Origin of the sequence: Myxococcus sp. SDU36 (genome assembly GCF_030168875.1) — a bacterium.
Lineage (GTDB): Bacteria > Myxococcota > Myxococcia > Myxococcales > Myxococcaceae > Myxococcus > Myxococcus vastator.
In genome coordinates this window covers 6,242,502-6,264,619 of sequence record NZ_CP077414.1, presented here as the reverse complement: position 1 = coordinate 6,264,619, position 22,118 = coordinate 6,242,502, and the positions used below count along the sequence as shown (strand labels likewise).

At 72.1% G+C, this 22,118-nt stretch carries 19 protein-coding genes; 9 read left to right on the top strand and 10 right to left on the bottom strand.

From position 1 onward, the window contains the following. Window positions 1-9: 9 nt before the first annotated feature. Together KGD87_RS25335 and KGD87_RS25330 are read right to left on the bottom strand one after the other, a co-directional pair. The gene (locus tag KGD87_RS25335; protein ID WP_284663211.1) at window positions 10-1,167 is read right to left on the bottom strand and encodes an efflux RND transporter periplasmic adaptor subunit; all 1,158 of its coding nucleotides are present in this window, start codon (window positions 1,165-1,167) and stop codon (window positions 10-12) included. Further along, the gene (locus KGD87_RS25330; RefSeq protein ID WP_284663210.1) at window positions 1,155-2,627 is read right to left on the bottom strand and encodes a TolC family protein; all 1,473 of its coding nucleotides are present in this window, start codon (window positions 2,625-2,627) and stop codon (window positions 1,155-1,157) included. Before KGD87_RS25330 ends, KGD87_RS25335 begins: the two co-directional genes overlap by 13 nt. 149 nt (window positions 2,628-2,776) lie before the next feature. Here KGD87_RS25330 and KGD87_RS25325 point away from each other — a divergent pair, with 149 nt between their 5' ends. From KGD87_RS25325 to KGD87_RS25315, 3 genes are all read left to right on the top strand, one after another. Then, entirely contained in the window at window positions 2,777-2,968 is a 192-nt protein-coding gene (locus KGD87_RS25325; protein ID WP_284663209.1) for a hypothetical protein, read from the top strand. 34 nt (window positions 2,969-3,002) lie between these two features. After that, window positions 3,003-4,244 (top strand): AAA family ATPase, encoded by a 1,242-nt coding sequence (locus KGD87_RS25320; RefSeq protein ID WP_284663208.1) that lies wholly within the window; start codon window positions 3,003-3,005, stop codon window positions 4,242-4,244. A gap of 117 nt (window positions 4,245-4,361) precedes the next feature. Beyond that, the gene (locus KGD87_RS25315) at window positions 4,362-5,189 is read left to right on the top strand and encodes an alpha/beta fold hydrolase (RefSeq protein ID WP_284663207.1); all 828 of its coding nucleotides are present in this window, start codon (window positions 4,362-4,364) and stop codon (window positions 5,187-5,189) included. A 47-nt stretch (window positions 5,190-5,236) separates the two neighbouring features. Here the strand turns inward: KGD87_RS25315 and KGD87_RS25310 are convergent, their stop codons facing one another. From KGD87_RS25310 to KGD87_RS25300, 3 genes are all read right to left on the bottom strand, one after another. Next, window positions 5,237-7,471, bottom strand: coding sequence for a hypothetical protein (locus KGD87_RS25310; RefSeq protein ID WP_284663206.1), 2,235 nt, complete (start codon window positions 7,469-7,471; stop codon window positions 5,237-5,239). Next, entirely contained in the window at window positions 7,468-8,244 is a 777-nt protein-coding gene (locus KGD87_RS25305; protein WP_284663204.1) for a DUF3142 domain-containing protein, read from the bottom strand. Before KGD87_RS25305 ends, KGD87_RS25310 begins: the two co-directional genes overlap by 4 nt. 70 nt (window positions 8,245-8,314) lie before the next feature. Continuing rightward, the gene (locus KGD87_RS25300; protein ID WP_284663203.1) at window positions 8,315-9,112 is read right to left on the bottom strand and encodes an ABC transporter ATP-binding protein; all 798 of its coding nucleotides are present in this window, start codon (window positions 9,110-9,112) and stop codon (window positions 8,315-8,317) included. A 240-nt stretch (window positions 9,113-9,352) separates the two neighbouring features. Between KGD87_RS25300 and KGD87_RS25295 the strand changes: the two genes are divergently transcribed. Then, window positions 9,353-10,366: an ABC transporter ATP-binding protein gene (locus tag KGD87_RS25295; RefSeq protein ID WP_163783368.1), complete on the top strand. Its 1,014-nt coding sequence runs from the start codon at window positions 9,353-9,355 to the stop codon at window positions 10,364-10,366. 7 nt (window positions 10,367-10,373) lie between these two features. On the opposite strand, the gene KGD87_RS25290 is transcribed toward KGD87_RS25295, so the two are convergent. Beyond that, window positions 10,374-10,571, bottom strand: coding sequence for a hypothetical protein (locus tag KGD87_RS25290; RefSeq protein WP_284663202.1), 198 nt, complete (start codon window positions 10,569-10,571; stop codon window positions 10,374-10,376). 273 nt (window positions 10,572-10,844) lie between these two features. On the opposite strand from KGD87_RS25290, the gene KGD87_RS25285 reads away from it, so the two are divergent. The 4 genes from KGD87_RS25285 to KGD87_RS25270 all read left to right on the top strand — a co-directional run bounded on the left by KGD87_RS25285 (window position 10,845) and on the right by KGD87_RS25270 (window position 14,514). Beyond that, window positions 10,845-11,144, top strand: coding sequence for a DUF2171 domain-containing protein (locus KGD87_RS25285; RefSeq protein ID WP_284663201.1), 300 nt, complete (start codon window positions 10,845-10,847; stop codon window positions 11,142-11,144). Between the two features lie 177 nt (window positions 11,145-11,321). Further along, window positions 11,322-12,512: a Kelch repeat-containing protein gene (locus KGD87_RS25280; RefSeq protein ID WP_284663200.1), complete on the top strand. Its 1,191-nt coding sequence runs from the start codon at window positions 11,322-11,324 to the stop codon at window positions 12,510-12,512. A gap of 96 nt (window positions 12,513-12,608) precedes the next feature. Then, window positions 12,609-12,986 (top strand): hypothetical protein, encoded by a 378-nt coding sequence (locus KGD87_RS25275; protein ID WP_284663198.1) that lies wholly within the window; start codon window positions 12,609-12,611, stop codon window positions 12,984-12,986. 121 nt (window positions 12,987-13,107) lie between these two features. Further along, on the top strand, window positions 13,108-14,514 hold the full coding sequence (locus tag KGD87_RS25270; protein ID WP_284663197.1) for a M24 family metallopeptidase: 1,407 nt from the start codon (window positions 13,108-13,110) through the stop codon (window positions 14,512-14,514). Between the two features lie 120 nt (window positions 14,515-14,634). On the opposite strand, the gene KGD87_RS25265 is transcribed toward KGD87_RS25270, so the two are convergent. The 4 genes from KGD87_RS25265 to KGD87_RS25250 form a co-directional block, all read right to left on the bottom strand. Further along, window positions 14,635-15,798, bottom strand: coding sequence for a cytochrome-c peroxidase (locus tag KGD87_RS25265; RefSeq protein WP_284663196.1), 1,164 nt, complete (start codon window positions 15,796-15,798; stop codon window positions 14,635-14,637). A gap of 173 nt (window positions 15,799-15,971) precedes the next feature. Then, window positions 15,972-16,382 carry a hypothetical protein gene (locus tag KGD87_RS25260; protein WP_284663195.1) on the bottom strand — a complete coding sequence of 137 codons (411 nt, stop codon included), beginning with the start codon at window positions 16,380-16,382 and terminating at the stop codon, window positions 15,972-15,974. Window positions 16,383-16,942: 560 nt separating this feature from the next. Continuing rightward, window positions 16,943-17,581 carry an outer membrane beta-barrel protein gene (locus KGD87_RS25255; protein ID WP_284663194.1) on the bottom strand — a complete coding sequence of 213 codons (639 nt, stop codon included), beginning with the start codon at window positions 17,579-17,581 and terminating at the stop codon, window positions 16,943-16,945. A gap of 110 nt (window positions 17,582-17,691) precedes the next feature. Next, window positions 17,692-19,425, bottom strand: coding sequence for a S8 family serine peptidase (locus KGD87_RS25250; RefSeq protein WP_284663192.1), 1,734 nt, complete (start codon window positions 19,423-19,425; stop codon window positions 17,692-17,694). Window positions 19,426-19,774: 349 nt separating this feature from the next. On the opposite strand from KGD87_RS25250, the gene KGD87_RS25245 reads away from it, so the two are divergent. Beyond that, window positions 19,775-22,117, top strand: a complete 2,343-nt coding sequence (locus KGD87_RS25245; RefSeq protein WP_284663190.1) for a serine/threonine protein kinase — start codon at window positions 19,775-19,777, stop codon at window positions 22,115-22,117. Window position 22,118: the final 1 nt, after the last annotated feature.

Here is a 22,118-nt window from a genome sequence, read left to right as displayed (position 1 = left end):
GGCGGCCCCTCACTGTTGCGGCGGGGTGCCGCCGTCAGTCCCACTGCCGCCCACGCCCCGAGGTGGTTTGCGCGAGGGGGCCTTGGGTTGGATGGGCTGGCCATCGCGGAGCAGTTGGATGCCGCTGAGCACCACGGGCGTGCCCGCGTCCAGGCCGCCCGTCACCTCGTAGTCATTGCCGGAGACGAGTCCCAGGCTCACCGGCGCCCGCTGCGCCACGGTGCCCGCGTCCGATTCCCGCGCCACGAAGACGAAGGACTGGCTGCTGATGCGGGTGACGGCGGCGGTGGGGACGCGCAGGGCCTTGCGCGTGGCATAGACGACCCGGGCGCGCACGAACTGTCCGGCGCGCAGGCCCACGGTGTTCTCGAAGATGCCGCGTAGCTCCACGAGCTGCGTGGTGGCGTTGGGCGTGGGCGCCACGAAGAACACCGGCGCGGACACCACGAGCCTGCCCTCCGGGTCCAGCACCTCCACTGGCGTGGTGCCCACCCGGACGGTGCCTGCCCGCTCGACGGGAATCTGCACGGACACCTCCAGGGTGTTGCTCTGGTCCAGCGTGGTGAGGGCCGTCTGCTGCGTCACGAAGTCGCCCACGTTCACCGGGTAGTCGCCCACGGTGCCGGCGAAGGGCGCGCTCACCTCGTAGAAGCCGAGCTGGACCTCCTGGGCCTGCACCTGGGCCTCGATGGCGCGCGCGCTGGCCTCGGCTTGCAGCGCCTGCGCCACGGACTGGTCGTAGTCCTGGCGGCTCTGGAGTCCTTCCTTCAGCAGTTGCTCGCTGCGCTCGAGCGTCTGTTGAGCGTACTCCCGCTGCGCCCTGGCGGCGGCCTGCTGTGCTTGGGTGGCGCGCAGGCCCGCGCTCTCTCGCCGGGGGTCCACCACGAGCAGCACCTCGCCCTGCTCGACGCGTGCTCCCGGCTCGAGCGGAATCGCCTTCACGTAGCCTGCAACCTGCGGATAGACGGTGATGCTGCTGCGGGAGCTGAGCGCGCCCAGGTACTCGTTGGCCTCGCGCACCTCGGCGGGGGTCAGGCGCTCCACCTCCACGGGCATGGGCTGGTTCGTGGCCGCCTGGCCTCCCCGCGGCCCCGGGTCGCCCTGCGAGCGGCAGCCCGCGAGGAGCAGTACGGCGAGCCCCGTGCTCCACGTCCTCACCAATCGCATGCCGCCTCCGCGAGGAACGCGGCGACCCGCGCCTGCTCCAGCTCGAACTCGCGCACCACCAGCAGCAGCTCCGCTTGTCGCAGGTCCGCCGCCGTCTGGATGAGCTCCAGGCTGGTGCCCGTCCCCACCTCGAAGCTGCGCCGGGTGAGCCGGTCGTTCTCCTCGGCCAGGGCGCGGCCCCGGCCCGCGATGCGCGCCGCCGCGTCCGCCACCTGCACCGCGCGCCGGGCCTGCAGCACCTCCACCGAGGCCGTGCGCTCCAGCTCCAGAAGGCCCTGCTTCGCCACCTCCACGCCCGCGCGCGTCTGCCTCAGTTGGCCCTCACGCGCGCCGCCGTCCCAGAAGGGCAGCACCAGGGTGGCGCCGATGTTCCACACCGGCACCGTCACGAGGCCCTCTTCCACCGTGAGGGCCAGCGTGGTGCTGGTCAGCGCGAGCGTCGGGGCATAGAGCGCCTTCACCTCCGACACCTGCCGCTCCGCCAGCGTGCGCCGCGAGCGCGCCACCGCGAGGTCCGCGCGCCGGTCGAGCGACTCCAGTTGCTGGCAGTCCCGCCGCGCGTGCTGGAGCAGGGTCTCCAACTGGACGCCCTGGACCAGTCCCACGCCCTGGGGGATGCCCAGCACCAGGCCCAGCGTCTCTCGGGCCCTGCGCAGGGATTCGTCCCCCTGGACGACGAGGTTTCGCGCCGTCTCCGTGTCCTGCTGCACGCGCACCACGTCCAGCCGCGTGCCCGCGCCCAGCTCGAAGCGGCGCTCGGTGAGGGCCAGCCGCTCCAGCGCGGTGCGGAGGTTGAGGCGGTTGACCTCGGCCAGCCGCTCCTGCGCGGAGACGCCCACCAGGGACTGGGCCAGCGCGCGGGTGAGCTGGCGCCGCGTCTCCGCCAGCGACAGGTTGGCGGTGCGCCGGGCCTCGCGCGCGGTGCCCAGCGCGATGATGGCCGGGAGGCTGAACAGGGGCTGGGTGGCGTTGAGCAGTCCCAGGAAGGGCGGGCGGGTGAGGGCCGGGGACTGGGCGCCGCCGACGTCGCCGCCAATGCCCCCGCCAATGCCGCCTCCCACGCCGCCGCCACCTCCGCCACCCAGCAGCGGTGTCGCGTCGGGATTGAGCACGTTGTACTGGACGGAGACGGTGCCGGTGAGCGTGGGCAGCAGCGCGGCCAGGGCGATGCGCTGCACGCCCGCCGCGGCCTCCACCTGGGCCAGCGCGGTGTACAGGGTGGTGGAGCGTTGACGCAGCAGGTGCAGCGCCTCGGCCCAGGTCGCCACCTGCATGGCGGCCGGGGGGATGGGCTCCAGCAGCGGGTCGGACACGGGGAACTTCGGAGGCTCGGGTGTCTCCGGGGAGAGGGCGGGCGCGCGCGCCGCGGGTGGCTCCACGCCCGCGTCGGTGCCGGGGTCCGCCTGGGCCAGCAGGAGGCTGGAGTGGGACAGCAGGGCTGCGAGCAGCAGGGCGTTCATGGGAGCGCTCGCACAGGTAGGAAGCGCGTTGCCCTGCCACCACGGCCGCCGGGGCTGCCTTGCGTTTGGTGGACAGAAGAAGGGACGAGACTGCGTGTCAGTGCATGAAGACGTGCAGGACTGCCAGCCTTTGGGGCAGGGCTGCTGTCATGCGCGGCCTCCGGGGGAGATGCGACTGCGGGGGGCTCGGACAGTGGCTCGGCGCGCCGGGTGTCGACTCCGGAGACCACGTCGCGCTGACGATGGCCAGCTTCTGGTCCAACAAGGTGTTCGCGTGGGTGGACCAGCGCCGGCCCATCTGGGAGTCCCGGGGAGTCGTGCCGCCGTGCGGCGCGAGTTGACGCTGAAGCGTCCAGGGAGCCAGTCTCCCGGCTGATGCTCAAGCTCCAGTGGCTCCAGGTCCACCAGTTCCGCTCCGTGAAGCCCGGGACGCGGTTGCTCTTCAGCCCGTCCCTCAACGTGCTGCTCGGGGAGAACGGCACCGGGAAGTCCATGCTGCTGGACCTCGCGGCCGCCGTGGTCAGCTCGGACTTCACGCCGCTGCGGCATGAGGCGTTCGACCTGGAATATGCCCTGGCCGCGGACACCGGCCGCATCACCGTGCGCGTGCGCAACGTGCCCTCGGGCGCGGAGGGCACGAGCGGCCTGTCCATGGACATCACCGTGGCCCCGCGCGACATGGCCTGGCCGCTGGTCATCCACCGCGAGGGCCAGCAGCTCCGCGTCTCCCGCGAGGACGACACCACCGACGTCGTCCACGAGCGCATCGCCCCCGAAGTCGGTGGCCGGCTCTGGCTCGTCCTGATGACGGGCGGCATCGCCTGGGTGGAGAAGACGGGCGAGGCCACCGCCGCCGTCGAGCCGATGCTCGCCATGGCGCGGGAGGTCTCCGCGCAGGCCGACCTCCGCCGCTTCGACGAGGGGCTCGCCCACTTCGACCAGCTCTGGCGCGCCGAGCTGCGGCTCTCCCGTCGCGCGGAGGGCGTGCTCGCCACGGGCACGGGCGTGGCCTCGGAGGACCTGCTCGACGGCCTGCGCAAGGTCGCCGCCGCGCAGTGGGGCTCCGCCCGCTACGTGCTGTCCTCGGAGAACGTCCCCTTCCTCCGCGACGCGGCCCGGCTCCTCGGCTTTGCGTCCGCGGAGGCGCTGCTGTCCCCGCTGGAGACCCAGCCCCAGGGCAAATACGAGACACTGTCCCTGGGAAACCTGGACCTCTGCTTCGTCACCGCCGCCGGCCAGCGCCTCTCCGCCCGTCAGCTCGGCTACGGCCAGAAGCGTCTGGTGGCCTTCCTCCACTACCTGGCCCACGCCCGCGCCGTCGTCATCGCGGACGAGGTCGCGCACGCCTTCCACCCCCGGCAGGTCCGCGCCCTCCTCGAACAGCTCGAGCCCCGGCAGGCCCTGCTCACCAGCCAGAGCCCGGAGCTGCTCGACAGCCTCACCTTCGACTCGCCAGAGCAGGTGCGCTCCACCTTCGTGCGCTGCCGCCGCGAGGAGGACACCGGCCGGCTCGTCTGGGAGAACCTGACCCCCGACGTCGCCGGGGACTTCTTCACCGCCTGGCGCGCCGAGCCCCGCCGCGTGGGCGAGCTGCTTCAAGCCAAGGGTCTCTGGTAGTCAGCCGCGTCGACCCCGAGGGCCGCGGGACGTCATCCGGCAAACGGCTCCGCGAAGAGAGATGCCAGTCCCCGCGCGTCGCTCGCCTATCCTCGCCAGCCGGGGAGGGTGCCGCGCATGCCGATGCTGACCGTCAATAGAACGGAGCTGTACTACGAGGACTCGGGTGGCGCGGGCGTGCCCGTCGTCTTCAGCCACGGCCTGCTGTGGAGCTGTCGCCTCTTCGACCCGCAGGTGGAGGCGCTGAGCGGGCGCTACCGCTGCATCGCCTATGACCACCGGGGCCAGGGCCAGAGCGCCGTGCCTCCGGCGCGCGTCATCGACATGGAGACGGTGTACCTGGACGCGGTGGCGCTCATCGAGCGGCTGGGTGTGGGGCCCTGCCACTTCGTGGGCCTGTCCATGGGCGGCTTCGTGGGCATGCGCATCGCCGCGCGGCGGCCGGACCTGCTGCGCTCGCTGGTGCTGATGGAGACGTCCGCCGACCCGGAGCCCCTGCACAACGTGCCGCGCTACACGCTGCTCAACCTCACCGCGCGCCTGGCGGGCCTGCGCCCGGTGGCGGACCCGGTGATGCGCATCATGTTCGGCCGCAGCTTCATGACGGACCCCAACCGGGCCGAGGAGCGCAGCCGCTGGCGCACGCGCCTCATGGAGAACCGCCGCGACATCTGGCGCGCCGTCAACGGCGTCATCGAGCGGCGCGGCGTGGCCCACGAAATCCCCCACATCCGCGTGCCCACGCTCGTCGTCGTCGGCGCCGAGGACACGGCCACCGTCCCCGCCAAGGCGCAGCGCCTGCACCGGCTCATCCCTGGCTCACGCCTGGTGACACTGCCGCGCGGCGGGCACTCCTCCACCGTGGAGGAGCCCGCGCTCGTCAATGCCACCTTGGGGACCTTCCTGGACGCGCAATCAGAGACGCGGGCGTCCAGGGTCGGGTGAAGGGGGCGCCCTGCGCCGCGAGCCGGCCGAGCAGGAGGACCGTGACGTCAGTACACATAGGGCGTCCGCTTCGCCCAGCTCGTCTTGCCGTAGTGCTTGTGGAGATATCGGAAGGCGTCCCGGGCCTCGCGTGTGGCCTGTCCGCAGCCGCGCTTGCTGGCGCGGACCGCGCGGAACAGGGCGATGGGCGAGCGCGGGTCCTCCGGGTGGGCCTGGGCCCAGGCCAGGGCGACGCGGGCGAAGTAGGGCACCGAGTCGCCCGCGTCCTGGAGGGCCTTCCACTCTCGCTCCGCGTCCGGCGCGTCGGGCGTGTCCTCGAAGTGCACGGAGGGCACGCTCGCGTCCGGCTTCGGGCCGCACCACCCGTTGCGCTGGTAGGACACGTCCATGGTGAGGCTGAGGTTCGGATGGGTGTTCGCCAGCCGGTCCTCGCCCGAGTGCAGCCGCGCGGAGACAGCGGGCAGTCCCATGAGGAGCAGCTGGGCCTCGAACTGACGCTCCTGGGGCGTGGGCTTGCCCACGAGCGCCAGCAGCTCCTCCTTGGCCTTGGGCTCCGTCTCCGCCAGGCGCTTCGCCACGGCCTGAATCGTCGCGTCGTCACCCGCCACGGTGGCACGCGCGAAGGCGGTCCACATGAGCTGGCGCCGGAGCGGGGGCGGCAGGGTGTCCCCCGCCGCCAGCTCGCCCATGCGCTTCGCCGTGAGGCGAGGTTCCAGGACGGCCACGGCGCGCGGATTGAACAGGCGGGGTCGGTCGGCCGGCGCCGTGGTGTAGGGGTCGGCATAGCTGCCGCTATAGTCGTAGCTGGCGACGGTGCTGACGGCGTTCCGCAGGGCGTCGTCGAGGGTGCGGGCCACCGCGAGCCGCTCCTCGCGCAGCAGGTTGTCCGTGGAGGAGAGGTCCCGGGTCAGCTCGGCGGGCACCGAGTCGAGCCGCGCGCGCGCTGCCTCCACCTCGCCGCGGGCATGCAGGAGCCTCGCGGCGTGGTACGCCAGCGTCACGCCGGCGGGAGACGCGGGCGCCACCTTCGCGGAGGCGGCGAGCAGCTCCGGGAGCCCCGGCGCGTCCGGTGTCGCCTTGAGCAGCGCGGTGACGAGCCACGGCACCTGGGCCGTCTTCTTCCAGCGGGCCAGGGCCGTGTCGTACTGCGCGCGGCGGGCCGCCTCGGGCTTCGCGCTGTAGCGCGTGTGCTTCATGGCGTGGAGCCATGCCTGGAGCGCCTCGGCGGGCGCGGGGAGGGGGCCCTGGCAGGCGTTCTCCATTTGCGACAGCAGGTCCAGGTCGCCGAGCTCCGCGGCGAGGGCGGAGCCTGTCCCCGGCTCGAGCACATGCGACAGCAGCTCGCAGTACCAGGCCCCTCGTTGCAACCGGTAGCGCACCAGGCTCCGCAGGCCTCGCGCGGGGCCATGGACGCCGCGCAGCTCCGGGGAGGCCAGCACGCCGTCGAGCACCCGGTCCGCTTCGGCCAGCCGTGAGAGGAAGACCGCGTCATCCTTCGCGTCGAAGAGGTCGCCGGCCTCTTTCTCCATCAGCGCCTGCCGGACGTGGGTGCGCGCGACGAGGTACGCGGCCAGTGCCCGGTAGGGCGAGTCTTTCGACTCGGCAATCCGCTGGAACGCGGCCAGGGCCCCTGCAGGGTCGTCGCAGTAGAAGCGCGAGGCCGCCTCCTGGTAGGCGCGCTCGTCCCGGCGGCGGGCCTGGTGCTGGGTGCTCACGCCTTCATCCAGCCGCGCGTCCGGCTCCGGCAGGATGGCGCACGGGCCGAAGACGGTGTCCTGGTTGCGCACCCATTCCTCCACCAGCGCGGGGTGCTTCTTCCACGTCCGCGCCAACGCGGTGGCGGTGTCCGCGGCGCGCAGGAGCGCGTCTGCCTGGATGCGGGGGCTCTGCGCGTGGTTCACCTGCCGGGCAAGCTCGGGCAGGGCTTCCGGGAGCTGGGGCGCGGCCTGCTTCCGTGCCGCCTGCCAGCGCTGGAGCTCGGGCTCCAGGGTGTGGGCGGGCAGCGCATGGTGCATGTGCGCCCAGCGCGTCACCAGGGGCCCTTGCTCCTCGGGCGTGGTGGGAATGCCCATCATCGTCCGGTACGCGAAGACGAGGTAGGCGGTGCGCAGCGATTCGCGCACCACGCCCAAGCGCCCCGCCGCGAAGGTGGAGAGCGGCCAGTCGGGATGGCTGTTCGTGACGAACACGGGCTCGTAGTACTCGGGGCCGCACGCCTGGGCCTCGGTGGGGGCGAGCAGGAACGCGAGACCGCTGGTGAAGGTGACGAGCAGCTTCTTCATGGCTGGAGCTCCGCGACCGCGCGCGTGAACGCCTTGGGCGTCCAGGGGCGAGGGTTGAAGACATAGAGGGTGGCGACGCCAGGGGGCACGGCCCGCCACTCATCGAGCGCCAGCCCCACGCTGCCCTCGCAAGGCGCCGGCAGTCCACGCGCGAAGCGGGCGCGCCACGTGGGTGCCTCCGGGCCCATGCGGAAGAGCTGGGGCACCACCTCGTCCACGGGGGCGCGCGTCAGCCAGCTTCCGGGCGTGCACCATGAGGCGAGGCCGGTGATGGACAGCGGCATGGATGGAGGCAGCTTCTGGCGGAGCGCCTGGAGCAGCGCGACGTAGGCGTCGTATTCGGACGCGCGGGCATCGAAGTCAATCTGGAGCGCCGTCAGCCCTGGTCGGCGCGCCAGCGTGGCGAGCCGGTCCGCCAGCGCGTGCAGCCGCTCGGGCGGGTACTGCGCGAGCGACGCGCCCGGCTGGGCCTCCATCCGCACCGTGGCCCTCAAGGGCGTCCCGGGCGGGACGTGGAGCGGCTGCCGGCGCGGGTGCTCGCGCACCTCCGTCTCCGCGAGGGCGAGCGTGGCGAGCAGGAAGGCCACGCTGACCGGGCGTCCCGTCTGCGCGAGGAAGCGGAGGTCCTCCGGCCGCTCCCAGGCCCAGAGCACCACCCGCGGCGGCTCCGGCGGCGGCGTGGGCGTGCTGCACGACATGAGCACGGCGAGGGTGGCCAGCGGGCCGCGCCGTGTCCGGGGTGCCACGTGGGGCGTAGGGGATGGGGGGAGCATCGTGGTCGTCGGGCCGCGCTCACGCGGTGGACCGGACTGTTTGCAACGCGCGTTCCGAGCGCGCGCCGCCTCAGGCCTGGGCCGCGCGCCGGCTCTGGGCGCGGCGCTGGAGCCAGTTGCGGAGGAAGGCCTTCACGGAGGGGTGCTGCGACTCGCGGAAGGCGTCTGGCGGGCCGTACTCCACGATGTGGCCCTCGTGCATCAGGGCCAGGTGGTCCGCCATGCCGAAGGCGGAGGCCACGTCCGGCGTAATCACCAGCGAGGTAGCGCCGAGCTGCTGCTTGCCGGTGATGATGATTTCATTCACCGCCGCGGTGGTGAGGGGGTCCAGGCCGGCGGTGGGGTCGTCGTAGAGGAGAATCTTCGGCTGGAGGATGGTGGCGCGCGCGAAGCCCACGCGCTTCTGCATGCCGCCCGACAGCTCGCCGGGGAAGCGCTGCATCGCGTGCGACAGGCCCACGCGCTCCAGCGTCTTGTTCACCGTGTCGGTAATCTCCGCCTCGGGCATGCGGGTGCGCTCGCGCAGGGGGAAGGCCACGTTGTCGAAGACGGAGAGCGAGTCGAAGAGGGCGTTCGCCTGGAAGAGGATGCCCTGCTTGCGGCGCATCTGGTCCAGCGCGGCCTCGTTCATCCGCGCGATGTCCTCGCCATCCACCCGCACGGTGCCCCGGTCCGGCCGCAAGAGGCCCATGATGTGTTTCATCAGCACCGTCTTGCCCGACCCGGACACGCCCATCAGCACGCAGGTGGTGCCCTCTGGCACCTCCAGGCTCACCCCGCGCAGCGCGTGCTGGTCACCGAAGGACTTGTGGAGGTCCCGCACTTCGATGGCCAGCTTGCGGGAGGACGGTGGGCTCGAGGGACTCATGGCCGCGCGAACATAGTGCGCGTCCGCCGCCTTCCGCCTCCAAGAAGCGGCTGCCTGGCATGGGGAAGGGGCGCCCGGCCGCCCGGCCCCCATCCCGGTGTGGAATGGCGGTCAGAGGCAGGGCGGCCTCTCGCCTCGGGGCTTGCCCTGGGCGCGGAGGGAGCGATGCTGCGAGACACTTAGGTGAGACGGAGTGACACATGGGGCGTCCGGAGGCCGGGCGCCCGGGAGGCAAGGCGTTTGGCGACGGTGTCCCTGGAGGACGTGCGCAAGGTGTACCGGGGCGGCGTGGCCGCGGTGAAGGGCGTGAGCCTGGACATCGCGGACGGCGAGTTCATCTCGCTGGTGGGCCCGTCGGGCTGCGGCAAGTCCACGACGCTGAACCTCATCGCCGGGCTGGAGGAGCTGTCGGGCGGCACGCTGCGCATCGACGGCGCGGTGGTGAATGAGCTGTCGCCGCGCGAGCGGGACATCGCCATGGTGTTCCAGAGCTACGCGCTCTATCCGCACCTGGACGTGGCGCGCAACCTCGCCTTCCCGCTGAAGGTGGCGGGGTTGACGAAGGCGGACATCGACGCGCGCGTGCGCGAGGTGGCGTCGCTGCTGGGGCTGGAGGGCCTGCTGTCGCGCAAGCCGAAGGAGCTGTCGGGAGGCCAGCGGCAGCGCGTGGCGCTGGGGCGAGCCCTGGTCCGCCGTCCCAAGGTGTTCCTCTTCGACGAGCCGCTGTCCAACCTGGACGCGGCGCTCCGCACGCAGATGCGGGGGGAAATCAAGAAGCTGCACGAGCAGCTCAAGGCCACCTTCGTCTACGTCACCCACGACCAGGCGGAGGCGATGACGCTGTCGGACCGCGTGGTGGTGATGAACCAGGGTGAGGTGCAGCAGGTGGCCCCGCCGCGCGAGCTGTACGACGCGCCGGCGAACCTGTTCGTGGCGGGCTTCTTCGGCGCGCCGCGCATCAACCTGGTGAAGCCTCGGACGCTGGGCCTGCCGGACGCGGACGTGGTGCTGGGGCTGCGCCCCGAACATCTGGAGGTGGGGCAGGGCGCGCCGCCACCGGACGCGCTGGAGGGCCGCGTGTACCTGGTGGAGCTCATGGGCGCGGAGAGCTGGGTGACGGTGGACGTGGCCGGGGAGCGCATGGTGGCGCGCGCCGCCGGGGACTTCCGTGTGCCCACGGGCGCTCCGGTGTGGCTGCGGTATGACGCGTCGAAGCCGCGGCGCTTCGACGCGACGTCGGGCCGGGCCCTGTAGCGGAGGCTCAGGCGTAGACCTGCTCCCCCTCCAGGCTCATGTCGAGCCGCCGGTTGAGCGGGTCCAGCCGCTCGTAGCGCTCGCGCAGCACGTCGCGATGGACGCCTGGGGCCGCCTGGGCCATCTCCTCCAAGAGCGCGCGCAGCGCCGTGTCCAGCGCCTGCTTTACCTCGCGCGCCTCCACCTCGGACAGTTCCAGCAGCATGGAGCACCTCCTGCCTGGAACGTTAGGCACGCCTGTGCCCATGCGGCTCCGACGCCTGCCTGGAGTGCGCCAGGGCTGGCGGCCTGGGGCCACGCGTCCTCCTGGCAGGAGATGAGGCCCGCCAATCCCTGAGCCCGCGCGGTGGTGGAGCGGCGGGTCGTCGCCGCGAGCGCTCCACCGTGTGCTCCGTGGCAGGTGCGTCCCGTCGTGCCCGCTCGCACTGTTGTCTGGGAACCCCGGACGGGCCGGGCACCCGAGCGAGCGGAGGCCGGAATGATGCGCAGAGACGACGTACACGAAGGCATGACGGTGCGGACGGCGACAGGCCAGGTCATCGGCCGTGTGTCAGGCATCGGGGACACGCACTTCGAGCTGGAGCAGGGGCTGGTGCCCATTCCCCGGCGCGACTACCTGGTGGAGTTCTCCGACGTGGACTTCGTCAGCGGCCACGACGTCTACCTCGCCGACGCGGACCACCCGCTCCTCTCGCTGGAGGTGGATGACGACGGCGGCGCGCTCCCACCTCGCCATTCCAAAGGGCTGGAGCGCGAGCCCGTGAACGTGGAGTCTTGAGCCGCGAGAGGACGAGCAACGCAAGGCGTTGTGCGTTCGCTCCGGCCCGCTCTGGAAGGTGGCCGGACAGGCCCTGAGTGCCGGGTAAGCGTCGGCAATCACTCAGGTGGGCCAGCCCTGGAATGTCAGACGGTCAGGCTAGACGTGACCGCTTCGACGGGCATTCCAGGTGGGGTCATGCAACGGTTTACAGCATCATGCGTCACGGTCATCCTCTTCGCTTTCACGTTCGCTTGCAGCGCGGATCCGCGCGCGGAGGACGGTGGTCGCGGGGTGGCGGGGCAGGGCCTGTCCTTGTCCACGCCCCGCAAGCTCCTGCCCTTCGTGGTGCTGGAGGATGGGCGGGTGCTGGCCTCGGGCGGGCATGATGGGAACCGCACGCTGGGCAGCTGCGAGGTGTTCGAGCCGGAGACGGGCCGGTGGCGTGAGACGGGCGCCATGCGCACGCGCCGTCGCAACCACGCCGCGGTGCGGCTGGCGGACGGCCGGGTGCTGGTGATGGGCGGCTCCAACGGCGTGGCGATGGGCGCGCTGGCGGACGCGGAGGTGTATGCGCCGGCAACCGGGACGTGGACCGAGGTGCGCCCCATGGCCGTGGCGCGCAATGACCCGGCGGCGGTGCTGCTGGCGGATGGGCGCGTGCTGGTGGCGGGTGGGACAGACGTGGACCAACGGCCGCTGCGCTCGGCGGAGCTGTTCAATCCAGAGACGGAGACGTGGAGCGCCGCGGCGCCTCCGGGCTTCTCGCGGGGTGGGGCTCAGACGGCGGTGGTGCTGGCCAGCGGCAAGGCCCTGTTCGTGAGTGGCCTGCAGGCGGAGCTGTATGACCCGGTGACGGGACGCTGGGAGAAGGCGGGGCTCACCGGTGGGGCGGCGGGCACGCACCGGCTGGCGCACTCGGTGACGTTGCTGCCGGATGGGCGCGTGCTGGTGGTGGGTGGAACGACGGCGCGCGCGGCGGCCACGGCGGAGGTGTATTCGCCTGAGACGGGGGTGTGGACGCTCGTGGGGGCGCCCAGGGTGCCTCGTGAGCACCACGCGACGGTGGTGCTGCCCGATGGCGCGGTGCTGATGATGGGCGGCGAGCACTACACGACGGGCGCGCTCGCGTCGGTGGAGCGCTTCGATTTGGAGACGGAGACGTGGTCCTCCGCGCCCGCGCTGGACGAGCCGCGAGAGAAGCTGGGCGCCCTGGCGCTGGGAGATGGCGCGGTGCTGGTGATGGGCGGTGGCAACGAGGCGGTGGGGATGCTCTCCGAGAGCGAGCGCTATGTCCCGGGCGCTTGTGACGTGGCGCCGTGCTCCGCGCGAGCGCTGGGGGGTGCCAATGCCGTCGTGGAGCGCTCCGCGGCCGGGCAGGTCGAGTGACGCGCGCCTCGCTGTGAATGGGCGCGCGCGGCAATGCGCAGGCGGCGGGCAGGCGCCGTGGGTGACTCCAGCGCCAGAGCCGGGTGAGATGCGGGCATGAACCCGTGGAAGGTGTCGCTGGTGGTGGTGTGCGCGTGGCTCGTGGCGTGTGGTGGCGCGGAGGCGCCGCAGCTCTCCTACGCCGGCTGGGCGGAGCGCGTGGCGGCCTCCGCGTGCGCGTATGAGGAGCAGTGCGGAGCCCTGACGGTGTCACGCGAGCAGTGCGAGGCGGACCGCATCGCCGCCTACGCGGCGGTGGAGCCGGACCTGTCGCGAACCGACACGGGCGCGAAGGAGGGCTGTGTGCAGTGCATGCGCGTGCGCATTGACGAACTCGACGCGGCCACCGCGAGCGGCTGCCAGCAACCCGTCGACGAAGCCCGGCTGCGCGCTGTGTGCGGCGTGGATGGCGCGGCCTGTGCGGGCGTGCCCTGACTCCGGCGATTTCACGGCTGCTCCCTGCGTTCCGGAGTCGCGGGCCTCACGGGGGCCAGGGGCATGAAGGCGTGTGGACTCCGCGCGCGCCACGCGCCTGTGCGTGACAGACTGCGCGGCCATGCGCACCCGGACCCTGCTGCTTGCCCCGTTGCTGCTCTCCACTTCCTGCGCCACCGTCGCTCCGACGGCGCAGGCCCCGGCCGCCACCCAGGCCGAGGCGAAGTCCCCGGCCCCCGAGCGTCCCTTCGGCACCCTGCGTGAGCAGGCCCAGCGCCAGCAGGCCTGGCTGGCCGAGCGCCTGGAGAAGGCCCTGCCTCAGCTCATGCGCCAGCACGGCGTGGACATGTGGGTCATCCCCATGCGCGAGTACAACGAGGACCCGGTCTTCAAGGCGCTCGTCTCGCCGACGACGTTCGCCGCGCGCCGCCGGACCATCTACGTCTTCTTCGACCGTGGCCCGGAGCAGGGCGTGGAGCGGCTCGCGCTGGGCGGTGGCTCGCAGGGCGGCATCTACACGCCGCGCCGCGCGCAGCGACAGGTGGACGGCGGCGGCGTGAGTCGGCAGGCGGAGCTGTGGGGCCCCGAGCAGTGGCAGGTGCTCAAGCAGGTGGTGGAGGAGCGCCAGCCCAAGCGCATCGCGCTCAACGTGTCGCGCACCTTCGCCTTCGCGGACGGCCTCACCCATGGTGAATACGAAGGCATGGCGGAGGCGCTCGGCCCGGACTGGGTGAAGCGCTTCACCTCCGTGGACGGGCTGGCGGTGGACCTCATCGCCTGGCGCAGCGCGGACGAGGCGCGTTTCTACGAGGAGCAGACGAAGCTCGCGTGGAGCATCATCGAGACGGCCTTCTCCAACCAGGTCATCACCCCGGGCGTCACGCGCACCCGCGACGTGGAGTGGTGGATGCGTCAGCGCCTGGCGGACCTGGGCCTGGCGACGTGGTTCCAGCCGTCGGTGGACCTCCAGCGCCAGGGCGTCACCGAGCAGGAGCTGGGAGACGACCCCATCATCCAGCGCGGCGACGTGCTGCACTGCGACTACGGCGTCACCGCGCTGGGGCTCAACACCGACACCCAGCACATGGGCTACGTGCTGCGCGAGGGCGAGACGGACGCGCCCCAAGGGCTGAAGGCCGCGCTGAAGACGTCCAACCGGCTGCAGGACATCGTCTTCGAGGAGCTGCGCCCCGGCCGCACGGGCAACGACATCCTCCGCGCCTCCCTCGAGCGGATGCGCGCCGAGGGCATCGACGGCACCGTGTACTCGCACCCCATTGGCCTGCACGGCCACGGCGCGGGCCCCATGGTGGGCCTGTGGGACCGGCAGGAGGGCGTGCCCGGCAATGGAGACCACAAGGTGATTGCGAACCAGTGGTACTCCATCGAGCTGCAGGCCACGTCCGCGGTGCCGGAGTGGAACGGCCAGCGGGTGCGCTCGGCGCAGGAAGAGGACATCACCATCGACGCCGAGGGCCGCGTACACTGGGGCTGGAAGCGTCAGACGGACTTCCACCTGGTGCGTTGAGCGAAGCCTCTCGGGACTCAACGCGCGAACCCTGGTCCGAGGCTTCTCCCCAGCGACAACGCCGAACCCGTGCCCCCCACTTCCAGCGCCGGGTCCCTTGGAACCCGGCGCCGGTTGAAGTCAGGGGTGCGGAGTCCCCGTCATGGACTGGAGCAGCGTCACCAGCGCGCGCTTCTCCTCGTCCGTCAGCTCCAGCGGCACCATGGTCTCCGTCTTCTGGCCCACGAAGCTGCCGGCCGCGTCGCCGCCCTCGTTGTAGAAGTCGATGACCTCCTCCAGCGTGGCCTGGGCGCCGGTGTGCATGTACGGCGCCGTCAGCGCCACGTTGCGCAGCGACGGCGTGCGGAACGCGCCCTCCAGCGTCGCCGGGTCCGCCTGGGTGCGCAGCGTCTGGAGCCGCGCCGCGATGGTGCCGGTGGGCGCGTCGCTGTAGAGGCTGGCGGCGTTGAACTCCCAGTCCAGCAGCGGCGTCAGCGCGCTCCACTGCCCGCCCGCGCCCGGGCCGCTGTCCTGCACGCCAATGTTGTGGAACAGGTCGTCGGAGAGCGCAGGCCCCTTGTGGCAGATGATGCACTGGCCCTTGCGCAGGAACGTCTTCAGCCCCAGGTACGCCGGGTCCGCCTCCGCCTGTCCGGCCTCGGTCGCCGTGATGAAGCGCCGCACGTCCGTGTCGAAGGGCGCGTCGATTCGCACCAGCGTCCGCTCGTAGGCCGCCATCGCCTTGCCCACGTTGGCCAGCAGGGCCGAGTCCGTCTCGTCCGCGGGCGCCGTGCCGAAGAGGGCCTGGTACTCCGTGGTGTACGACTCCACCGCGGTGAGCCGGGCGCGCACGACCTGCGCGTCCGAGTTCATCTCCACCGGGTTGAGCAGCGGCAGGATGGCCTGGCTCCAGAGCCGGTCCGCCCGTCCGTCCCACATGAACCAGCGGTTGTAGGCCACGTTCAGCAGGGTGGGCGGGTTGCGCTCGGACAGGTGCCCGTCGCAGCCCTCTGCCTTGGCGGTGGACACCGTCAGGCCCTCGCCGCCGTGGCAGCTCGCGCAGGACACCGTGCCACAGCGTGACAGGCCGCTGTCGTGGAACAGCATGTCGCCCAGCGCCTCGGCGCGCGCGACCCCGTCCATCCGGTTGGTGCTGTCCTTCGGGGGCTGCCGCCCCAGGCTGTGCAGGCTGCGGAGCTGGTCCAGCTCGTCGAGGTTGGGGAACGGCTCTTCGGAATCACACGCCATGCCCGACCCACCCAGGGCCAGGGTGAGCGTCACGGCGCGCCAGCGGTACAAGTTCATCAACCAACTCGTCTTTCTGCGAAGGACCCGGGAAGCTTCGCGTCCCCTTCGACGCGAATCAATCCACAAGGGCCCCTTGCCTGCTGGACGAGTTCGTGCTGATGGCGTGACGCCGCCGCGCCTGCCCCCTGGGGAGGGCTGGACGGGCGGCGTCACCGGCGTGCTTCAGGCCCTCAGGCGCCGCAGCTCAGGGAGAAGTCGCGCGTGGCGGTGCCGTAGTCGTTCACCTTCACCGCGGAAGGCTCCGGGGTGATGGTCGGCGTGGCGCCCGTCTCGCACTTCAGGCCGCCGCCCACCGCGAGCCCGACCTGGAGGTCGGTGTCGCTGGGCACGCCCGACACCGTGAAGGAGCAGCGGTTGCCGCGGCTCGCCTTCACCATCGCCCGGCCCAGCCCGGTGGTGGGCGCGTCCGGCGAGGCCACGATGACCTGGAGCTGCCCGCAGGCGTCGTCGGCACGCAGCCCGCTCTCCGGCAGGCGGATGACGCCGGCGATGGTGGCGTTGCCCTCACGGCCACCGGCACCTCCCATGGTGGCGCAACCGGAAGCGGCAAGGACCAGGGCGGCTACGGCAATGCGATACATGAAATCCTCAATTCTTGATGGTTGAGATGGCGGCCAGGCCACCGTGCAAGCGGTCTACGATGCGCGCCCAAGACAATTGCGATGGGAATTCATTCCAGCCTTCTTTCGCATTCTTCGAGGGGCCTGGATTTGAGCAGCTCCCCTGGAAGTCCGGGTGGTTTGGGAGTCCAGGTGCTTCCAACAGAACACGCCGCGTGACGCCCCATCAGATGGAGTCATCGGTCGAATCAAACACAAACGCTTGACGCGTTTGGCGGCCACTCCGGTCCCAAGGGCGGACACGTAAATCCCGATTCCGGGCATGTCTGATTTGGGCGCGCGGAGGTTCCTCCCACGTGACGGGCGGCCCTGCCTCCGCCGCGCGGTCTGCTGTCAGCGCCCCCGCGCGCCCCCACGGTGCAGGGGCACAGGGAGAGGAGACGACACCATGTCGATACAAAAGCAGGAGCGCACGCCTTCGTGGACGGGACTGGGCGTGGAGACGGACCGTCAATCGTTTCTGGACGCGGTATCCGCCCAGCTTCGAGGGGAGCAGTCCCCGGACGCTCTCGCCGCCACCGTCAGTAGGTTCCGCCCAGTGAGAGCACCGCCGCGTAGCGGCCATCCAGCGCGCCAGGAGCCCGGCCGCCCGGGGCGAAGTCCTGGTCGAACAGGAAGTTGTAGTTCACCCGGGCGTCGGCGGTGATGAGGTTGCCCACCTGGTAGCGCAGGCCCGCGCCGGCGGGCACGTAGCCGCTGGTGTCGTCGGAGAAGCCGCGGACGGCGCCCCGGGCGTCGTTGCGGACGTTGTAGCGGTCCAGACCGATGCCCGTCAGGACGTAGGGCTGCAGCCGGGTGTCGGTGAAGCTGCCCACCACGACGGCCTGCCCGGCGTTGCGGACGATGTCCGGTCCGCCTTCTCCGTCGTCGAGCAGCCCCATGCGGCTGTCGATGTCGCTCAAGCCGCCGCTGTAACCCAGCTCGACGGCGAAGAGGCCGTGCGGCCGGTAGCCCAGCGCGGCGCCATAGGAGAAGCCCGGGGTGACTTCCGGGGCGAGCTGGCCCGTGTAGCCCTCCAGGCCGCCGCCCAGCTGGGCATAGATGCCGGTGTCGGCCCGCTTCCGCCCGCCGTCGCTGAACTCCACCGTCTCCGCCTGGGCCAGCGCGGCTGTGCTCCAGAGCGCCGCCGCGCACAGCGCGCCACGTCCGAGTGCCTTCATGACGGACTCCTTGGTTCGCGTCCGAAAGGCAACGTGGTCCGCGCGGGAGGGCCTGGCAATCAGGCGCACGCGGGCCGTGGGGCACCTGGTGCGGCTGTCCCTCCCACCCCTCAGGGCAGCTGGGTGAGGACCTCCAGCGCGTGCCGGGCCTGCACCAGCCCGTGGCCGAAGTCCTCGTCATGGCCAGCAGGGCCCAGGTCCTTCGCCGAGGCCAGCAGGGCGTGCTTCACCTGGTCCGGCGTGGCGGAGGGACGGGCGCTGAAGAGCAGCGCGGCCACGCCGCTCACGTAGGGCGTGGCCATGGAGGTGCCGGACATATAGGTGTAGTCCGCCGGGCTCATGCGGATGCGGGCCAGCTCCCCCATCATCCGGTGCAGCACGGTGCCACCCGCCTGGGTGATGGTGACCGCGGGCACCCACTGTCCGCGCCGCGGCATGGCGAGGATGTCCACGCCGCTCTCCCGGTGCGAGTTGCCGAAGATGACGGCGCGCGCGCCCTGCTTCATCACGTTGACCATGGCCATGTCGGTGGGCACTTCGCCGTGCCGCACGTACGCGACGAAGCCGCTGCACGTGCTGCCCTGGCATGAGTCCAGCGACTCGCCGCCGCCGCAGTCCACCAGCTTGCCCCACCTGTTCTCGATGGGGGCATACAGCAGCGAGCGCGACAGCGGCTGCGTGTCCCGCACGTCCACCGTGGAGAACGCGCCCTGCCCGCGCGGGAAGGTGGACAGCACGTCCACGCCCGGGGCCACCAGCGCCAGTTGGCTGCCGCCGGAGGAGAAGGTGGCCCGCTGGTCCAGGGCGTTCACCGCGCCCACCGCCAGCACATGCGGGTCCGACGCGGGGTAGTCCACCCGCTGGGCGTTGCTGTTGCCCGCCGCGGCCACCACCAGGATGCCCTGGGCATGGGCCGCCTCGAAGACCTCGAACGTCGTCTTGGTGGGCACGCCGCCGCCCAGCGACAGGGAGATGACCCTGGCGCCCTGCTCCGCGCAGTACTCCACCGCCGCCAGGACGAAGCTCATGTGCGTGCGGCCGTGGAGGTCCAGCACCCGGGCGATGACGAGCTCCACGCCCGGCGCCACGCCCATCACCCCGGTGTCCGCCAGCTGGGGGGAGCCGCGCCCGCCGTGGCCTGGCCGCGCCGCGATGATGCCCGCCACGTGCGTGCCGTGGCCGGTGCCCCAGCCGTGGCCGCCGCTGAAGTCGGAGGGGTCGTCATCGTCCTCCAGCAGGTCGCGGCCGGCGACCACCGCGTCGCGCAGCTCCGGATGCTCCATGTCCAAGCCGCTGTCGATGACACACAGCCGCACGCCCGCGCCCGTGGGCCGGCCCGGGTCCGGCAGTCCGTCCCCATCCAGGTCCCACACCTCGTGCGCCTGGACCTTGCGCAGGCCGGGGGTGAACTCGCGCGGCGTGGCGCCCCGCGCCACCGAGGCCAGGACGGCACGGGCTGGCGCGGTGGCGGGGGCCAGGGCGCGCCACTCCTGGTCCAGCTCGATGCGCTCCACCATGGGGTCCTCGGCCAGGAGCGCCCGCTGCTCCTGGAGGGACATGCGCGCCGCCACCGCGGGCGTGGAGCGGAAGGTGGCTGTCACCTGTCCGCCCACCTGCTGCACGCGGGCGGTGGCCATCACCCCCTGATTCCGATAGCGGACGATGACCCGCTGCCGGCCGTCGTCATCCGTCAGGGGGGCCTGGACGCGGCGTGTCTCCACGGGTTCGGACAGGGAGCCCGCGATGATGTTGGGGCACACCTGGCTCTGGGCGCCCTTGTCGGAGGCGTCGTCCGGCCCACATGCCGCGAGCGCCAACAGCCCCATGAGTCCCCACCGCTTCATGAGCCGCTCCTTCTCGAACGGCACCCGGCCGAGGCGCCGGGCGCGCATCCCCCAGGGAGCGCACTTCGCGAAAGCGTGGCAACGGACTGGGGGGCGCCCCCTTGCCCGAGGTGCGGCGGTTCACATCGCGTGTGTTGGGCGGCGGAATGGCGCCCCGCGTCGGGGTTTCCTTCACGCCCGCACCCGGCGCTCGCCGCGCACCTGAGCACCCACTCCGCCCGACGGGTATGCGGCGGGCGCACTGTCGGAGGGCGAGTTTCCGTCCAAGGCCCTGGCGGTGTCTGTGGGAAGGAAGTCGCCCGCTGCTTGATTCCGTCCGCTTCCGGGTGCTTCGCTGCCGCCAGACGCCATGAGTACCGTCCCTACAGAGTCCTCCCGCTTCCTTGGGCGCTATGAGCTCGTCCACCCCCTGGGCCAGGGCGGCATGGGGGAGGTGTACCTGGCGAAAATCAGCGGCGCGGCCGGCTTCGAGAAGCCGTGCATCGTGAAGACGATTCTGCCGGCGCTGCTGAAGGACCGTCAGTTCCTGGACCGGTTCCACCACGAGGCCAAGGTGCTGGTGCACCTGGTGCACTCGTCCATTGCCCAGGTCTACGACATGGGCGAAGCGGACGGCACGTACTTCATGGCGCTGGAGTACGTGGCCGGCGTGGACCTGGCCTACCTGCTGGAGCAGGCGCGCTCGCAGGGCGTGCCGGTGCCAGTGCCGGTGGCGCTGTTCCTCGGCCAGCGCATCGCGGAGGGGCTGGGCTACGCGCACCGCAAGGCGGGGCCGGACGGCTCGCCGCTGGGCATCGTCCACCGCGACGTGTCACCGCACAACGTCATGGTCTCCTACGAGGGCGAGGTGAAGGTCATCGACTTCGGCCTCGCCAAGTCCGCGGCGCGCAGCAAGTACACGCTGCCGGCCACGGTGATGGGGAAGCTGGGGTACATGTCCCCCGAACAGGTGCGCGCCGAGCCCCTGGACCACCGCAGCGACATCTATTCGTGTGGCGTCGTGGTGTGGGAGATGCTGGCCGGCCGCTCGCTCATCCCCCACGGGACGGTGGGCGAGATGATGGCGGCCATGTCGCAGCCGGTGGTGCCGTCGCTGAGCGAGCTGCGGCCAGACGTGGACGCCGCGCTGGACGCCGTCGTGCGCCGCGCGCTGACGGCCCGCCCGGATGACCGCTACCTGCGTTCGGACGAGCTGGCGCGCGCGCTCAACACGGAGTTGGTGCGCTCGGGCGCCGCGATGGGCGCCGAGGAGGTGGGCCACTTCGTGCGCGCGCTGTGCCCGGAGGCGTTTGACGCCCAGCGCAAGCTCATCTCCAAGGTGTCTTCGTCCCCCAACCACCGCCGCACCCCCGCGCCCGGTTCCGGTTATGGCACCGGGCCGCAGCCGGCCCCGGGCTTCGAGCCCACGCTGATGCGCGGCCCGGCGGCGCAGCCCGGGCACGGCTCGGGGGGCGTGGCCCGTCCCGGCGCCGTGTACGTGGATGGCGAGGATGACCTGGGCACGGGGGCCACCACGGTGCGGCGGCCTTCCGAGCCGTCGCCCAGCGTCGCGGTGGCTTCGGACGGAGCACCCGCCGCGTCCCAGCCGGCCGTCGCGTCCACCGTCGCGTCCGCGGCGGCGCTGGAGGAACGCGCGTCCCGGAAGCGGCCGGTGGGGCTCTATGCCGCCATGGTCGTGTTGCTGGTGATTGCCACCTCCGCCGTCACCGCGCTGTTCGTCCAGTCGTCGGGTGTGGCGCCGGTGGCCACCGGGCCGGTGGTCGACGCTTCAGGGCAGGTCGCGCCGCCCCCGGCTTCGGACAAGGCGGTGGAGACGCCCGTCGCCGCCGCGCGGCAGGGGGCGGCTCCGGAAGCGGCGTCCCTGTCCGACGCGGGCACGGGCGCTGACGCAGGTGCGGCGGTGGTGGCCGCGGGGGGGCCGGACGCTCCCGAGGCGGCGGCCGCGCCGTCCTCGGTGCGCGCGGAGCACGCCACGCTGGAGGCGGCGCGGACGCCGCGCCCCGCGTCGGTGAAGACGCCCGCGAAGAAGCCGGCGGCCCCCGTCGAGCCCGCCGTCGTCTACGCCACGCCGGCGAAGGTGTTCCCGATTCGCAGCGCGAACGGGCGCAACTATGTCGACCGGGCCATCGGGCAGGGCTTCCTCCCGGGCGTGGAGCTGGACGTGCTGGGGCCGTTGAAGAACGGCAAGCACGAGGTGCTGGGGCGGGCCCGGGTGGTGCGGCCGGGGCGCGGCATCGCGCGGCGGCCCACGCGGGCGTTCCTCGAACTGGATGAGCGCGCCCTGGCGGCCTCGGAGGACCTCTTCGTGGCGGCGCCTGGACGGGAGGCCGCGCCCGCCGACGCGCCGGAGCCCGAGGAGGCCCAGGCGGAGGCCGCCGAGCTCGACACGGCTGAGGAGGAGGCCGTCGTGGCCGCGCCCCCCGCGAAGCGCACGCTGCGCGGCCACGCGAGCGTGCAGGGCGGGGTGAGCGGCTTCCTGGACCCGGGGGTGGAGGTCCAGAACCACGAGTCCATCGACTGGACGGACTGCTACGTGGTGAAGGACATCCGCAAAGCGGCGTGGTTGGGGGGCGTGAAGGCCGGGGAGCGGAAGACGGCCAGCCGTTTCCGCCACAACCCGAAATTCGACGTGGGCTCCGGATACCTGGGCGTCCTCTGCACGGAAGGCGAGCTGCGGGTGAAGCTGCGCTGAG